Consider the following 15,577-nt stretch of genomic DNA (forward strand, 5'->3'; position numbering starts at 1 on the left):
GAAACTCCTTCGAGGTGTGATGACGACGCCCCCATTCAAGCAGGCGCCGTGACGCCGCTCACGTCGCGGGTACGACGGGTGGACCAGCGGCAGCGCTCACGTCGCGGGCACGGCGGGCGGATCGATGACCCCGTCGATCACCTGCCGGGCCCAGTCGAGGAGCTCCTCGTCGCGCAGGTGGCCACCGGGCACCGTCGGCCGCGGGACCAGCACGGTGCTCGTCGTGGTCTTCACCAAGGACTTCGGATAGACCCGCTGCAGCCGCAGGGTGCGCGACTCCGGCAGGTCGACGGGTGCGAACCGGACGAACTTGCCGGCCAGCGTGATCTCACCGATCCCGGCCTGGCGTGCCCGCGCCCGGAACCGGGCCACCTCGAGCAGGGACGCGACCGGCTTCGGCGGGTTGCCGTAGCGGTCGAGGAGCTCCTCACGCAGCTGCTTGACGTCGTCGTCGTTGCGCACCTCGGCCAGTCGCTTGTACATCTCGAGGCGCAGCCGCTCGGAGGGGATGTAGTCGTGGGGAAGGTGGGCGTCGATCGGCAGCTCGATGCGGACCTCGGCCAGCTCCGGCTCGGCGTCGCCCCGGAACTCGGTGACGGCCTCGCCGACCAGGCGCACGTAGAGGTCGAAGCCGACGTCGGCGATGTGGCCCGATTGCTCGCCACCGAGCAGGTTGCCGGCACCACGGATCTCGAGGTCCTTCATCGCGATCGCCATGCCCCCACCCAGGTCGGAGTGCTGGGCCAGTGTGGCGAGCCGCTCGTGCGCGGTCTCGGTGAGCGGCTTCTCGCTCGGGTAGAGGAAGTAGGCGTAGGCCCGCTCCCGCGACCGGCCGACGCGACCGCGCAGCTGGTGCAGCTGGGAGAGCCCGAGGGTGTCGGAGCGCTCGATGATCATCGTGTTCGCGTTCGACACGTCGAGTCCCGACTCCACCAGGGTCGTGCAGACCAGCACGTCGAAGCGCTTCTCCCAGAAGTCGAGCATCACCTGCTCGAGCTGGCGCTCGTTCATCTGCCCGTGCGCGGTGGCGACCCTCGCCTCCGGGACCAGCTCGTTGATGCGCTGGGCGGCCTTCTCGATCGACTGCACCCGGTTGTGGATGTAGAAGACCTGCCCCTCGCGCAACAGCTCCCGGCGGATCGCGGCGGTCACCTGGCGGTCCTCGTAGCCACCGACGTAGGTGAGCACGGGGTGCCGTTCCTCGGGCGGGGTGGCGATCGTGGACATCTCACGGATGCCGGTGATCGTCATCTCCAGGGTGCGCGGGATCGGCGTGGCCGACATCGAGAGGACGTCGACGCTGGTGCGCAGCGTCTTCATCTTCTCCTTGTGCTCGACGCCGAAGCGCTGCTCCTCGTCGACGATGATCAGGCCGAGGTCCTTGAAGCGCACGTCGGCGTTGAAGAGCCGGTGCGTGCCGATGACGATGTCGACGGTGCCGTCGGCCAGGCCCTCCATGACCTCCTTGGCCTCCTTGTCGCTCTGGAAGCGCGACAGGGCACGGAGGTTGACCGGGAAGCCGCTCATCCGCTCCGCGAAGGTCGAGAAGTGCTGGGTCACCAGCAGCGTGGTGGGCACCAGCACGGCGACCTGCTTGCCGTCCTGCACCGCCTTGAACGCCGCCCGCACGGCGATCTCGGTCTTGCCGTAGCCCACGTCACCGCAGACCAGCCGGTCCATCGGGACCTGCTGCATCATGTCGCTCTTCACCTCGTCGACCGTGCTCAGCTGGTCGGCCGTCTCCTGGAACGGGAAGGCGTCCTCGAGCTCGCGCTGCCACGGGGTGTCGGGGCCGAACGCGTGGCCCTTGGTGGCCTGGCGGGCGGCGTAGAGCTTGATCAGCTCGGAGGCGATCTCGCGCACCGCCTTGCGTGCCTTGCCCTTGCGCTTGGCCCAGTCAGCACCGCCCAGGCGGTCCAGGCTGGGCGCCTCGCCGCCGACGTACCGGGTGACCTGGTCGAGGGAGTCGGCCGGCACGTACAACCGGTCGGGCGCCGCGCCGCGCTTGGCGGCGCCGTACTCGAGCACCAGGTACTCGCGGGTCGCGCCCTGCACGACCCGCTGCTTCATCTCGACGTAGCGGCCGACGCCGTGCTGCTCGTGGACGACGTGGTCGCCGGGCTTCAGCTCGAGCGGGTCGATCTGCTTCTTGCGGCGCGCGGGCAGCTTGCGCATGTCGCGCGTCGAGCTCTTCTGGCCGGAGATGTCCTCCCCGGTGAGGATCGCGAACCGGTCGCCGACCAGGCCCTGGACCAGCTGGCCCTGCAGCACGTTGACCACGCCGTCGGCTTGAAACGCTGGTCGAGTAGGGCGCTCTGCGCCCGTATCGAGACCCGGCGACACGGTCTCCTCGACCAGGCGCGCGGCAACCTCGTTCTCCCCCAGCACCTCGACGGTGCGCTGCGCGGGGCCGTGGCCCTCGCGGACCACGAAGACCTGCTTGCCGGCATCGCTCCACGCCTTGACGTCGCGGACGGCCTGCGCGACGTCGCCGCGGTATGCCTCGGCCGGGTTGAGCTCGACGACGCGCGTCGACGGTGCGTCGGGGTCGAGGTCGCCCACCGGGTCTCCTCGGTGATCGAGCCTGTCGAGATCCTCGTCGAGCCCGAACGGGCTCACCGACCACCACGCCAACCCGGACTCGATGGCGTGCTCGCGGACCTCGCCGAGCATCTTGTACGACGCGGCGCCGAGGTCGATCGGCGCGACCCCGCCGCCGGCGGCCGCGGCCCACGAGGCGCCGAGGAACTCCTCGCTGGTCGCGACCAGGTCCTGGGCCCGCGAGCGCACCCGCTCCGGGTCGAGCACCAGCACGCTGGTGTCCTTCGGCATCAGGTCGACCAAGAGCTCCATGTCGTCGACCAGCACCGGGGCCAGCGACTCCATGCCCTCGACCGCGATGCCGTTGGCGATCTTGTCGGTGAGCTCGAGCAGCTGCGGGTGGCTGGCGCCCAGCTCGGCCGCGCGGCGGCGTACGTCGTCGGTCATCAGCAGCTCGCGGCACGGCGGCGCCCAGAGCCGGTCGACGGCGTCGAGGGTGCGCTGGTCGGCCACCGCGAAGCTGCGGATCTCCTCGACGTCATCGCCCCAGAACTCCACGCGCACGGGGTGTTCCTCGGTGGGCGGGAAGACGTCGACGATGCCGCCGCGCACGGCGTACTCACCGCGCTTCTCGACCAAGTCCACCCGGGAGTACGCCGCGTCCTGCAGGCGCCGGGCAATGTCGTCGATCTCGACCGTGTCGCCCTTGTGGATCTCCACCGGGACGAGGTCACCGAGGCCCTTGACCTGCGGCTGCAGCACGCTGCGCACCGGCGCGACGACGACCTTGAGCTCGCCCGCCTCCGGGTGGGCCGGATCCGGGTGGCACAGTCGACGCAGGACCGCGAGACGGCGACCGACGGTGTCGCTGCGCGGGCTGAGCCGCTCGTGCGGGAGGGTCTCCCAGCTCGGGAAGTAGGCCACCAGCTCCGGGTCGACCAGGTCGGCGAGGGTGTCGACCAGGTCCTCGGCCTCGCGCTGGGTGGCGGTCACCACCAGCACGCTGCGTCCGGCGCGGACCAGGCCGGAGACGACGAAGGGACGGAGACCGGCGGGGCCGGTCAGGTCGAGGGCACTGACCGTGCCGGCATCGGCCATCGCTCCCGCCAACGTCTCGTTGGCGAGCACCACATCCGCGAGACCTTGCAGGCGCACGTTTCAGACCTTCCACACGACGACAGCCCCCGGTCTGGGATGACAGGGGGTGAACTCGCCCATCCTACGTGGCCGTCCGCGAGCCCCCGGCCAGCCGGAGCACGACCACCAGCAGGAGGGCGCAGAGCAGGCCCGCCCACAGCTCGGACCAGGGCACGAACGTGACCGCGGCCAGGGCCAGGCAAACCACGAGCAACGGCCCCCAGGTGCGAGCCGACGGGTCGTGCAGCCGCAGGTGCACCGCCCAGAGCGCGACCAGGAACACGACGACGGGGCCGGTGACGAAGGCCGAGCTGACCACGTCACCGATCTCCGCATGGTGTGAGTAGTGGTCGACCCGGGCGGCGAGCCCGGCACCCAGAGCGGCCCCTGACGCGAAGATGAAGTAGTGACCGAAGCCCCAGACGAAGGGGTTCACGTCGTTGTCCGCGGACAGCACGTCACCGGTGTCGCGGGAGAAATAGAGCCACCACGCACTGAACACGACGAGCAGGCCACCGACCACGACCAGGCCGGCCCGCCAGCCGATCGCCTCGCCGTCGATGGCGACCTGGATCGCCACCGTCGTGGAGAGCACCGTCTCGCCCAGCACGATGATGAACATCAGCGAGTAGCGCTCGGCGATGTGGTGCGGGTGCCACGGCGTCGGCCCGGCCTGCTCCGCCCAGAACGGCACGGCCAGGTCGGCCAGGGCCAGCACCAGGAAGACCGGCACGACCAGGTCGTGCGGGACCCACAGGAACGCCACCCAGCCGAGCTGCACCGCGACCAGGCCGGTGATGTAGCGACGGCAGGTGGCGTGCCGTCCCGTGCGGTCCTGTCCGGCGCGCAGCCACATGGCGACGAGCCCGACCCGCATGACCACGTAGCCGATGACGATGAGGGTGAAGTCCTCCTCGAACAGTCGCGGCACACCGGCGGCGAGCACGAGTGAGCCCGAGATCTGCAGCAGCGTCAGCACCCGGTGCAGCGGGTCGTCGTGGTCGTAGGCGGAGTTGAACCAAGCGAAGTTGAGCCAGGCCCACCAGATCGCGAAGAACGCGATGGCGAAGAACAGCACGCCGTGGCCGACGTGGTCCTCGCTGATCGCGTGGTGCAGCTGGAGGGCTGCCTGGGCGATGGCCACCACGTAGCAGAGGTCGGTGAACAGCTCGAGCGGTGTGGCGACGCGGTGTTCCTCACGGGGATCGCGCGGGCGCAGGGAGAGACGCGGCATCACCATGGGCGCAGTTTTCCATGCCCGACGGGTTTCCCGGGAGGGCTCAGCGGGATGCGGCGCGTGGAGCTGCGGCGTCGTGCGGGGCGGCATCGGCGAGCGCTGCGAGCACACGGCGTACGGCCAGGCGCTCGGCCCGGTCGGGGCGCATCACCGCGAAGATGTGCCGCGCGCTCTCGATGCCCAGGAGTGGACGGAGCACGACGCCGCTGCCCTGCGGGGAGGTGAACCGCGGCAGGATCGCGACCTTGTGGCTGGCGGCGACCAGGGCCTCGATCAGCCGGTTGTCCCTCAGGCGTTGCACCACGGTGATCGGCTGCCCGGTGCTGTCCTCGACCGCGAGGCGCACCGTGTCGAAGGGGAACCCGATCGGCACCCCGATCCACTCCTGGTCGACCAGGTCCTCCGGGCGTACGTCGCCCCGCGCGGCCAGCGGGTGGCCCGCAGCCATCGCCACGTCGAGCGGTTCACGCACCAGCTCGACGGTGACCAGCCCCTCGGTGCCGGCCGGGGCGCGCCGGGTCAGGCTGTGCGCGATGACAATGTCGTGCTCGAGGACCAGGTCGGCGTACGCCCGCTCGGCGACGTCCTCGTCGGTGAAGACCAGGTCGATCGCGGTCGTCTCGAGCTCGGCGAACGCCCCGGGGAGCAGGTACGTCGCGGCGCTGGGCAGCCCCGCGACCGTGACGGTGCCCGACGGCTGGCCACGGAACTCGTCCCACCTCGCCTGCACCCGCTCGAGCACCCGGGCCACCTCGTTACCACCGTCGGCCAGCAGGCGACCGGCGCCGGTGAGCCGGAGGCCGCGGCCCGAGGGCTCGACGAGGGCCGTGCCGAACTCACGCTGGGCCGTGCGCAGCTGCTGGCTGACCGCGGAGGGGGTGCGGTGCGTGGCCCGGGCGACCTCGGCCAGGCTGCCCCGGAGGGCGAGCTCCCGGAGCAGCTCGAGGTGCCGGACATCCATGAAGTCAGCCTACAGAGTCGATGAAGCACTATTCGCTTGTCCTTCACTGACGCAGACCGGACGATGGTGCACGTGCCGCTGAACCACCGCCTCCTCGCCGTCTCCGTCGCCGTCATGTGGGGGCTGAACTTCATCGCGATCCATGCCTCCCTCGAGCAGTTCCCGCCGATGTTCCTGGTCGCGATCCGCTTCGCGCTGATCGCCGTCCCCACCGTCCTGCTGGTCCCCCGCCCACAGGTGGAGATGCGCTGGCTGGTCGGCTACGGCCTCGGCTTCGGCACGCTGCAGTTCCTGTTCCTCTACTGGGGCATGGCTGCCGGGATGCCCACGGGCTTGGCCTCGCTGGTGCTGCAGGCCTCCGCCCCCTTCACGGTCCTGCTCGGCGCCACCGTCGCGCAGGACCGGATCAGCGGTCGACGGCTGGTTGGCATCCTCGTCGCGGTGAGCGGGCTGGCCCTGGTCGGCTGGCAGCGGGCCGAGTCGGCGGCGATCCTGCCGTTCCTGCTGGTCCTGGCCGGGGCGTTCGGCTGGGCGATCGGCAACCTGTGCAACGCCCGCGCCAAGGCGCCGAACCCGTTGCAGTTCACGCTGTGGATGTCGGTGGTGCCACCCGTCCCGATGCTCGGCCTTGCCCTGGTCGTCGAAGGGCCCGGGCCGATCGCCGACTCGCTCACCGGCCTCGGTGACCCCGCCGCCGTCCCCGCCCTGCTGGGGCTGGTCTACACGGTCCTGATCGGCACCGTCGCCGGCTCGGGCGTGTGGTCGTGGCTGATGGCCCGGCATCCCGCGGGAGTGGTCGCGCCGTTCTCGATGCTGGTGCCGGTCGTGGGGATGAGCGCTGCCTGGCTGTTGCTCGGCGAGAAGGTCAGCCCCGGGGAGCTGGTCGGCGCCGGCCTCGTCGTGGGCGGCGTTCTGCTGGGCAGCCGGCTGCCCCGCGCGGCCGCACCGGACCCGACGACGCCCACCGATGCGGTGCCGGTGGGCCGCTGAAGCGACGCCGGGCCGGCGCTGACCTGCTGCGGGGTCCACGCCGACCAATGCTGGTCTGCTGCGGGGCCCGGGCCGGCTGCTGCCGGTCTGCTGCGGGGACTACTCCGGGCCGCCGGTGCCGATCTGCTGGGCGAGGTACTGCTGGAGGCCGACCCGCTCGATCGCGTCGAGCTGGCCCTCGAACCAGTCGGCGTGCTTCTCCTCGTCACGAGCCATCTCCTCGAAGACCGCGGCCGTGGCGTGGTCACCGAGGTCGTGGCACTCCTGCGCCCCGGCGTTGAACTGCGCGACCGCCTCACGCTCGCTGGCCATCGCCAGGCTGAGCATCTCCTCGGCGGTCTCGCCGATCTGGATCGCGTTGAGCTTCTGCACGTTGGGGTGGCCGTCGAAGAACAGGATGCGGTTGATCAGGTCGTCGGCATCCTTCATCTCGTCGATGGAGAGGTCGTAGAACACCTTGCCGAGGTTGGAGAGACCCCAGTTGTCGAGCATCCGAGCATGCAGGAAGTAGGTGTTCGTGACGGAGAGCTCGAAGGTGAGCGCTGAATTCAGCAGCTCCACGACTCGAGGGCTAACTGGCTGCACCTTCCACCTCCACAGGGGACGCCGGGGCCAACGCCTCATGCTGGCACACCACGCGCTTCACTGTGAAGATGCAGGACCCGCAATCCTGACCGGCCCCGGTGGAGCGGCACACCTGCGACACGGTGCGCGCGCCCTCGTCGTAGGCACGTCGCACCGCTTCGTCGTTGACGGCGGCGCAGTGGCAGACGATCATCGGAATCCTCGGTCGGCGGGAAGAGTTAGGCAAGGCTAACCTAGACTCGCGCAACCTGTCACCGTCATCCTCCACTGAGTGAGACGACCCCAGCCCGGCCGACACCTCGCTCCGCCCCGATCGATGGGGTCAGACCGAGACGTCGAGCGGCATCAGACCGAGACGATGACCGACGACCCGTGCCCGAACAGGCCCTGGTTCGCGGTGATCCCGACGCGCGCTCCCTCGACCTGGCGACCCTCCGCCTGTCCACGCAGCTGCCAGGTGAGCTCACAGACCTGGGCCAACGCCTGGGCCGGAACGGCCTCGCCGAAGCAGGCCAGGCCACCCGACGGGTTGACCGGGATCCGGCCGCCGATCGTGGTGTCTCCGGCACGCAGCAGGTGCTCGGCCTCCCCGTGCTTGCAGAGGCCGAGGTCCTCGATCCAGTCGAGCTCGAGCGCGGTCGAGAGGTCATAGACCTCAGCGACGTCGACGTCCTCCGGCGACAGTCCCGCCTCCTCGTAGGCGGCGTCGGCGATCGACTCCTTGAAGGTGCGCTCCGGCGCACCGGTCACGTGGGTCGACTCGGTGGAGAAGAGCGGCATGTCGAGGACGGTCTGCGGGAAGGTCGGCGTCACGGTCGAGATCGCCCGCACCCTGACCGGGTCCGCGAGCCCGTGCTTGCGCGCGTAGTCCATCGAGGTGAGCACGACGGCCGCGCCACCGTCGCTGGTGGCGCAGATGTCGAGCAGGTGCAGCGGGTCGGAGACGATCGCCGAGCTCAGCACGTCCTGCGCACTGACCTCCTTGCGATAGCGCGCGTTCGGGTTGTGCAGCCCGTGGCGGGCGTTCTTCACCTTGACCTGGGCGAAGTCCTCCTGGGTCGCGCCGAAGAGGTCCATCCGGCGTCGTGCGTAGAGCGCGAAGTAGCCGGGGTTGGTCATCCCCAGCAGGCGGAAGCGCAGCCAGTCGGGGTCGTCCCACCGCTCCCCCGCGTTGGGAGCCAGGAATCCCTTCGGCGTGGTGTCGGCACCGACCACGAGCGCGACGTCGCACTGGCCGGCGAGGATCCGGGACCGTGCGGTGTCGAGGGCCTGCGAACCGGTCGCACAGGCGGCGTACGACGTGGCGACGCGGGCGCCGTTCCAGCCCAGCGCCTGGGCGAAGGTCGAGCCGGCGACGTAGCCGCCGTACCCGTTGCGGACGGTCTCGCCGCCGACGACGAGCTCGACGTCGGCCCACGGGATGCCGGCATCAGCCAGGGCGGTGCGCGCGGCGGCGACGCCGTACTTCACGAACGAGTGGCCCCACTTGCCCCAGGGGTGCATGCCGACCCCGGCAATGGCGACGTCGGTGCTCATGCGTCTTCTCCTTCGCTCGTCTCGGTCGGCAGCCACTTCCACATGGTGCGCTCGCCCACCTCGTCGGTATAGATCGTCTCGACCACGAGCTCGACGGCGGAGCCGACCTTGACGTCGTCGACCCCGAAGCCGGTGGCCAGCTGGCCGAGCACGACGAGGCCCTCGGGCAGCTCGACGGCGGCCAGGGCGAAGGGCACGTAGGGGTCACTGGTGGAGATGTAGGGCGCCGGCGGCTGGTACTGCGCGTCCGTGTAGGACCAGACCGTGCCGCGCCGGGAGAGCTCGCGGGTCTCGAACGCCTCGCCGGAGCAGGCCGGGTTCTTGCAGAAGTCGCGCTCCGGCGGGAACGCGATGTTGCCGCACTCGGCGCAGGAGCTGCCCAGGAGGGCCGGCTCGGTGCCAGTGCTGAACCAGTCGTCGATCGCAGGTGTCGTCATCTCTCCGCCTGTCGTCCAGAAATAGAACGTGTTCCATTATGCACACGGAGCGGCGTGACCAGATCCGTGTGGCCACATTCCACACGCTCCCGCACCCGTTGCACCGACCGCTCCCGCTGACCGGGAGCGGCCGACCGCAGACCTGCACAGAACCTTCACGAGTTGTCCGCGACTCCCGACCTCGCGGGCTCCTAGGCTCAGGACATGCCAGTGAACGCCACGGCCAGGATCCTCGTCGTCGAGGACGAACCGGTCATCAACCAAGCCGTCACCGACCGCCTGCGCGGTTCGGGGTACGCCGTCAGCCAGGCCTACGACGGCCCCGGTGCGGTGGCCCTGTTCCGCGAGGTCGAGCCCGACCTCGTGCTCCTCGACGTGATGCTGCCGGGCTTCGACGGGCACGAGGTGTGCCGCCGGATCCAGGCCGAGCGACCCGTGCCGGTGCTGATGCTCACCGCGCGTGACGACGAGGCCGACATCCTGGTCGGGCTCGGCGTGGGCGCCGACGACTACCTGACCAAGCCGTTCCGGATGCGCGAGCTCGTGGCCCGGGTGGCGGCCCTGCTGCGGCGCGTCGAGCGGGCGGCCACCCTGGCCGCCAACGCCTCCCCCGACCTGGGTGACCTGCGCATCGACGCCGGCGCCCGACGGGCGTGGGTGGCCGAGGCCGAGATCCACCTGACACCCACCGAGTTCGACCTGCTGCTCCGACTCGCGGGCAGCCCCGGCACCGTGATCACCCGCGAGACGCTCTACTCCGACGTGTGGGGCTGGTCGGGGGCGTCGGGCACCCGCACGGTCGACAGCCACGTCAAGGCACTGCGCGCCAAGATCGGCGCCGAGCGGATCCGGACCGTGCACGGCGTCGGCTACGCACTCGAGCCCGCGGTGGCACCGTGACCGGCCCGCTGAGTGGCCCGCTGAGCGGCCCCGACCGGCCGGTCCTCGACGCGGTGCCGTCGATCAAGGTCAAGCTCGGCCTGCTGGTGGCGGCCAGCGTCGTCGCCGCGTCGGTGGTCGCCGCCATCGGCGCCGGCGGCGGCGTACCCCTCTGGCTCAGCCTGCCGGTCACCGTCGCGCTCGCGCTGGCAGTCACCCAGCTGCTGGCGTCAGGGATGACCTCACCCCTGCGCGAGATGACGTCGGCCGCCCGGCAGATGGCGCGCGGCGACTACTCCGGCCGGGTGGTGGCCACCTCGAGCGACGAGGTCGGCGAGCTGGCCCGGGCCTTCAACACCATGGCCGAGGACCTCGCCACCGTCGACCGCCAGCGTCGCGAGCTCGTGGCCAACGTGAGCCACGAGATCCGGACGCCGCTGGCCGCGCTGTGTGCCGTGCTCGAGAACCTCGTCGACGGTGTCGCCGAGCCCGACCCGCAGACCCTGCGCACGGCCCTCGACCAGGCGGAGCGGTTGTCCGCGCTCGCCGCCGACCTGCTGGACCTCGCCCGCGTGGAGTCGGGCAAGGTCGAGCTCGCCACCACCCAGCTGCGGCCCCGGGAGCTCCTCGACCGGGCCGTGGGCGAGGCCCGGTCCACCGGCCGCGACGTGGCCTACGACGTCCAGGTCGACCCCGAGCACCTCACCGTCTCGGCGGATCCCGCTCGACTGCAGCAGCTGGTCGCCAACCTGCTCGACAACGCCTCGCGGCACAGCCCCAGCGGCGGGATCGTGCGGCTCGACGCCCACCTCGACGGGAGCGACTGGATCCTCGAGGTCGCCGACGACGGACCCGGCATCCCGACCGTCGACCGTGACCGGGTCTTCGAGCGGTTCGGCACCCTGACCGAGACCGAGGGAGGCGGAGGCACCGGCCTGGGCCTCGCCATCGCCCGCTGGGTGGCCGAGCTGCACGGCGGCTCCATCGCCTTCGTCGACCCGGCGCCCGGCGCCTCCGGAGCCCGGGTCCGCGTGGTGCTGCCGGTCAGCCCCGCCGCCACGAGCACGCCGAGCCCGGACACCGGCCGGCCGAGACCACGCACCGAGACCCGAAGCCAGGAGATCGTCATGAGCACACCCGCCACACCCCCACCCGCGGCGCCGACACGTCCTCCTGCCACCCAGCCGGAGCCCGCGCTCGACAGCATCTTCGGCAGGTTCTGGCCCGAGCAGGGCCTCCGCGGCAACACCCGCGCCCTGCTGGCCTGCCTGGGGGTCGGCCTGCTCGCCGCGATCGTGCTGCCGTTCCGCGACCTGGGCCTGGGCACCTTCGCGGTGCTGCTCGCCGCAGGCGGGGTGATCCTCGGCTTCAGCGCGAACCGCCGCTCGCCGTTCACCCTGGCCTGCGCCGCCCTGTGCGTCCTGCTCGCCGGGACGGTCGTCGTCCGCGACGCCGAGTGGATCGTCGTCCTCTGCCTGCTGGCCGGCGGAGCCCTCTGCCTGGTCGGCCTGGTGGAGGGCCGCACCCTCCCGTCGTTCGTGCTGGCCGGCATCTCCTGGCCGTTGGCCGGGCTGCGCGGCATGCCGTGGCTGGGTCGATCGGCACGCGGCATCACCGGGCAGGGCACCAGTGCGGCGGCGATCCGCACGGTCGTGCTCTCCGTCGCCGGTGTCCTCGTCTTCGGGCTGCTCTTCGCGTCGGCCGACGCCCTGTTCGCCGAGTGGATCGGCGCCCTGGTGCCCGACCTCGAGCTCGACTCCTTCGTGCTGCGCGCGTTCATCACGGTCGCGGTCGGCGGGGTCGTGCTGGCCGCGACGTACGTCGGCCTGAACCCGCCGCAGGTCAACACCGAGGACGGGCCCACCCGACCGGTCGCGAACCGCTACGAGTGGTTGGCGCCCGTCCTCCTGGTCGATGCCGTGTTCCTGCTGTTCCTCGTCGCGCAGGCCACCGTCATCTTCGGCGGGCACGACTACCTGGAGCGCACCACCGGAGTGACCTACGCCGACTACGTCCACCAGGGCTTCGGCCAGCTGACCGTGGCCACCGCCCTCACGCTCCTGGTGGTCTGGGCCGCGGCCCGCAAGGCACGGCGTACGACGTCTGCCGACCGGGCCTGGCTGCGCGGATCACTCGGCCTGCTCTGCCTGCTCACCCTCGTGGTCGTCGCCTCCGCCCTCTACCGGATGCACGTCTACCAGGAGGCCTACGGCTTCACCCAGCTCCGGCTGCTGGTCGACGTCTTCGAGGGCTGGCTCGGCCTGCTCGTCCTCGCGGTGATGGTCGCCGGGTCGAGGTTGCGTGCGCGCTGGCTCCCCCGGGCAGCCCTGCTCAGTGGTGCGACCCTGCTGCTCGCGATTGCCGCGATCAACCCGGATGCCTGGGTCGCCCAGAAGAACCTCGACCGCTATGCCGAGACCGGCAAGGTCGACTGGTCCTTCCTCGGGGGGCTCTCCGACGACGCCGTGCCGGTGCTGGCCACGTTGCCCGACGACGTCGTCGGGTGCGCACTCGTGGGCCACGGCGCGGTCAGCGACGACGACTGGCTCGAGTGGAACCTGGGCCGACATCGTGCAGCCCCGATCCTGGAGGACCACGCCGCCGGCGCATTCCGGGATGACGCGATCTGCCGCAGCAGCGGCACGGACTGAGCCGGAGTGCCGTTCCCGGACGCCGTTCCCGAGCGCCATTTCCGAGCACCGTTCCTGAGCCGAGCCCCGGCCCTGCTCCGACCGCTGGGGAGCCTCGCCCCGCGCCGCGCCGTCAGGCGAACGTCGCCAGCAGCCCGATCGGAGTGACCAGCACGCCCAGCAGGAGCCACCACGACAGGACCGGGCGGGCGTGGATCACGAGACCGGCAGCGACCGAGAGGACACCGAAGGCGCCGGCGATGACGTTGAGCCCGATCTTCGCGTCGAGGCGGTCGTCGGGAACCACCATGGCTGCGATCACCAGACCAGCCGCCATGTGGAGGATCGTGGTGACCGCGAGCGTGGATCCCACCCAGCGCTGCACGTTCTGCAGCTTGCGCTTCTCCTCGCGGAGCTGCTCCGGATCGACCTGCCGACGAGGGTTGCTGGGGTCCATGAGGTGCTTGGCACGCCGCGGCTGCACGGTGGTCGCGGGCTGGCGTTCGGTCATGGGACACCCCTTCATCTGGAGGCCCCATTCTCCCAAGAGCCCGCGCCGAGCGGTAATCGTGGCCGCCCGCGCCGGCGGGTGCGTCACCGGCATCACTGGCCGGCATCACCGGCCGGCGTCACTGGCCGGCATCTGTGGCCGGCATCACTGGCTGGCAGCGAGCTCCGACTCCGAGCGCAGGATGCAGAACTCGTTGCCCTCCGGATCGGCCAGGACCACCCAACCGGTTCCGTCGCCGCGAATGTTCCGCTGGTCGTCGACCTGGGTGGCGCCGTTCTCCAGCAACCGGGCCACCTCCTCGTCACGGGAGCGGTCGGAGGGCCGCAGGTCGAAGTGGAGACGGTTCTTGACCTGCTTCTCGTCGGGCACCTCGATGAAGAGGAGCTGGTGGCCGCTCTCGGGGTGCCGGATCATGCACTCCTCGTGACCCGGGAGGTTGGGATCGCCCTCGATGTCGACGTACCCGAGCAGGTTCTTCCACCACTCGGAGAGCTCGTAGGCGTTGCGGCAGTCGACGGACGTGTGCGAGATGAAGGACGTCATGGCGTCACTCTGACGCCGCAGGAACGAGCCGTCCACGGATTTCCCGCGGACGTTCTCCGTCATTTCTCGGGAATGCTGCAAAAGTTGCCCATTTGTGCCTCGAATCCGTCACAATCGCTGGATGGACTCCCGTCAGGCGACGCTTCTGCAGACGATCGATCCGGTCGTGCTCGGCGATCGCCTGCGCGCAGCCCGGGTCTCGCGTGGCCTCACCCAGGCCGACCTCGGCGGTGAGACCGCCTCGACCGGATACATCTCCCGGATGGAGTCCGGGCAACGGCGTCCCAACGCCAAGACCCTGACCGCACTGGCCAACCGGCTCGGCGTGGGGCTCGAGGAGCTCCTCGGTGGCGTGGCCCCCGCGGAGTACGACGAGCTCCGCCTCGGCCTCGACTTCGCCGAGCTGTCGCTCGAGTCGGGCGATCCGGCCGAGGCCATGCGACAGGCCGACACCGTGCTCGACCGGGCGCGGGAGTCGCAGGTCGCCGAGTTCGCCGAACGCGCCGCCTATGTCCGGGCGCGCGCGTGCGAGTCCCTGGGACAGCTCGACGACGCGGTGCTGGAGCTCGAGCAGCTGGTCGCCGTCGAGCAGCTCACCCTGGTCACGATCCGCGCCGGCATCGCGCTGACCCGTTGCTACCGCGACTCGGGCGACCTGGGCATGTCGATCGCGAGCGGGCAGCGACTGCTCGACCTGCTCGAGGGCAGTGGGCTGGAGCAGGCGGACGAGGCGGTGCAGCTGGCTGCCACCCTGGCCTCGGCCTACTTCGAGCGCGGCGACGTCAGCCACGCGATCCGCATCTGCCGCCGCGCCGCGACCCGTGCCGAAGAGCTCGGCTCGCCGACCGCGCGTGCCTCGGCCTACTGGAACGCCTCGATCATGGAGGCCCACCGCGGCCACACCCGGGCGGCCATCCCGCTGGCCGAGCGCGCGCTGGCGCTGCTCGGTGAAGGCCAGGACATGCGCCACTTGGCGCTTCTACGAACCCAGCTCGGCACCCTGCAGCTCGCCATGGATCCTCCCGCCATCGACGACGCGATGCAGCAGCTCTCCCAAGCCGCGGAGGACTTGAAGTGGTCGAGTGCGGCACCCATCGACGTGGCCAAGAACGACTTGGCGCTGGCGCGGGCGCTGCACGCAACGGGGGACGTCCATCGAGCCATCGAGCTCAGCCGACACGTCCATGACGTCGCCGCAGCGACCTCGCCGCTGGTTGCGGCGAATGCCAAGTCTGTCGAGGGCCTCGCGCTGTCCAGCACCGGCGACATCGAAGGAGCGCGAACGGCCTACCGCGCCGCGGTCAACCTGCTCACCGGTGTCGGCGCGGACCGCAGTGCAGCACAGTTCTGGTTCGAGCTCGCCTCGCAGCTGGACGAGGTCGGCGACACGGCAGCGGCACGCGATGCGTATCGCAGCGCAGCTGCCTCCACCGGTCTCCGGCGAACGACTGCGCCGCGAATCCGCTCCCAGGTCTGACCGGCATGGTTCCGGCGCCCCGTTCGACAGGCCCCGGAACCGCCCACGCACCCGGCCCACGCCCAGCTTGCGTCCAGAGGCAACGACTCGCAGGTGGAACGGGCCCGCGACCA

13 protein-coding genes are annotated in these 15,577 nt (G+C 70.8%); 4 read left to right on the forward strand and 9 right to left on the reverse strand.

The window, feature by feature from the left end; genetic code table 11:
• Positions 1-96: 96 nt before the first annotated feature.
• The 3 genes from mfd to ncot_RS15480 all read right to left on the reverse strand — a co-directional run bounded on the left by mfd (position 97) and on the right by ncot_RS15480 (position 5,876).
• The gene (mfd, locus tag ncot_RS15470) at positions 97-3,696 is read right to left on the reverse strand and encodes a transcription-repair coupling factor (RefSeq protein ID WP_240937929.1); all 3,600 of its coding nucleotides are present in this window, start codon (positions 3,694-3,696) and stop codon (positions 97-99) included.
• A 64-nt stretch (positions 3,697-3,760) separates the two neighbouring features.
• Positions 3,761-4,918, reverse strand: a complete 1,158-nt coding sequence (locus ncot_RS15475) for a low temperature requirement protein A (protein WP_168618406.1) — start codon at positions 4,916-4,918, stop codon at positions 3,761-3,763.
• Positions 4,919-4,958: 40 nt separating this feature from the next.
• Complete coding sequence (locus tag ncot_RS15480) at positions 4,959-5,876, reverse strand: LysR family transcriptional regulator (RefSeq protein WP_168618407.1); 918 nt, start codon at positions 5,874-5,876, stop codon at positions 4,959-4,961.
• A 36-nt stretch (positions 5,877-5,912) separates the two neighbouring features.
• Between ncot_RS15480 and ncot_RS15485 the strand changes: the two genes are divergently transcribed.
• On the forward strand, positions 5,913-6,866 hold the full coding sequence (locus tag ncot_RS15485) for an EamA family transporter (protein WP_240937930.1): 954 nt from the start codon (positions 5,913-5,915) through the stop codon (positions 6,864-6,866).
• Between the two features lie 99 nt (positions 6,867-6,965).
• Here ncot_RS15485 and bfr read toward each other — a convergent pair whose 3' ends face one another.
• From bfr to ncot_RS15505, 4 genes are all read right to left on the reverse strand, one after another.
• Complete coding sequence (gene bfr / locus ncot_RS15490) at positions 6,966-7,427, reverse strand: bacterioferritin (protein WP_240937931.1); 462 nt, start codon at positions 7,425-7,427, stop codon at positions 6,966-6,968.
• A gap of 10 nt (positions 7,428-7,437) precedes the next feature.
• Positions 7,438-7,644: a (2Fe-2S)-binding protein gene (locus tag ncot_RS15495; protein WP_168618409.1), complete on the reverse strand. Its 207-nt coding sequence runs from the start codon at positions 7,642-7,644 to the stop codon at positions 7,438-7,440.
• A gap of 152 nt (positions 7,645-7,796) precedes the next feature.
• Positions 7,797-8,987 carry a lipid-transfer protein gene (locus ncot_RS15500; protein WP_168618410.1) on the reverse strand — a complete coding sequence of 397 codons (1,191 nt, stop codon included), beginning with the start codon at positions 8,985-8,987 and terminating at the stop codon, positions 7,797-7,799.
• Positions 8,984-9,424 carry an OB-fold domain-containing protein gene (locus tag ncot_RS15505; RefSeq protein ID WP_168618411.1) on the reverse strand — a complete coding sequence of 147 codons (441 nt, stop codon included), beginning with the start codon at positions 9,422-9,424 and terminating at the stop codon, positions 8,984-8,986. The genes ncot_RS15500 and ncot_RS15505 overlap by 4 nt, the downstream gene beginning before the upstream one ends.
• A gap of 204 nt (positions 9,425-9,628) precedes the next feature.
• On the opposite strand from ncot_RS15505, the gene ncot_RS15510 reads away from it, so the two are divergent.
• The gene (locus ncot_RS15510) at positions 9,629-10,324 is read left to right on the forward strand and encodes a response regulator transcription factor (protein WP_168618412.1); all 696 of its coding nucleotides are present in this window, start codon (positions 9,629-9,631) and stop codon (positions 10,322-10,324) included.
• The gene (locus tag ncot_RS15515; RefSeq protein ID WP_240937932.1) at positions 10,321-12,954 is read left to right on the forward strand and encodes a DUF4153 domain-containing protein; all 2,634 of its coding nucleotides are present in this window, start codon (positions 10,321-10,323) and stop codon (positions 12,952-12,954) included. Before ncot_RS15510 ends, ncot_RS15515 begins: the two co-directional genes overlap by 4 nt.
• A gap of 112 nt (positions 12,955-13,066) precedes the next feature.
• On the opposite strand, the gene ncot_RS15520 is transcribed toward ncot_RS15515, so the two are convergent.
• A complete protein-coding gene (locus ncot_RS15520; RefSeq protein WP_168618413.1) occupies positions 13,067-13,444 on the reverse strand; it encodes a hypothetical protein in 378 nt (125 codons plus the stop codon).
• Between the two features lie 144 nt (positions 13,445-13,588).
• Positions 13,589-13,987, reverse strand: a complete 399-nt coding sequence (locus tag ncot_RS15525; protein WP_168618414.1) for a VOC family protein — start codon at positions 13,985-13,987, stop codon at positions 13,589-13,591.
• 121 nt (positions 13,988-14,108) lie between these two features.
• Here ncot_RS15525 and ncot_RS15530 point away from each other — a divergent pair, with 121 nt between their 5' ends.
• A complete protein-coding gene (locus tag ncot_RS15530; protein ID WP_168618415.1) occupies positions 14,109-15,464 on the forward strand; it encodes a helix-turn-helix transcriptional regulator in 1,356 nt (451 codons plus the stop codon).
• Positions 15,465-15,577 lie beyond the last annotated feature (113 nt).

Origin of the sequence: Nocardioides sp. JQ2195 (assembly GCF_012272695.1) — a bacterium.
Classification (GTDB): Bacteria; Actinomycetota; Actinomycetes; order Propionibacteriales; family Nocardioidaceae; genus Nocardioides.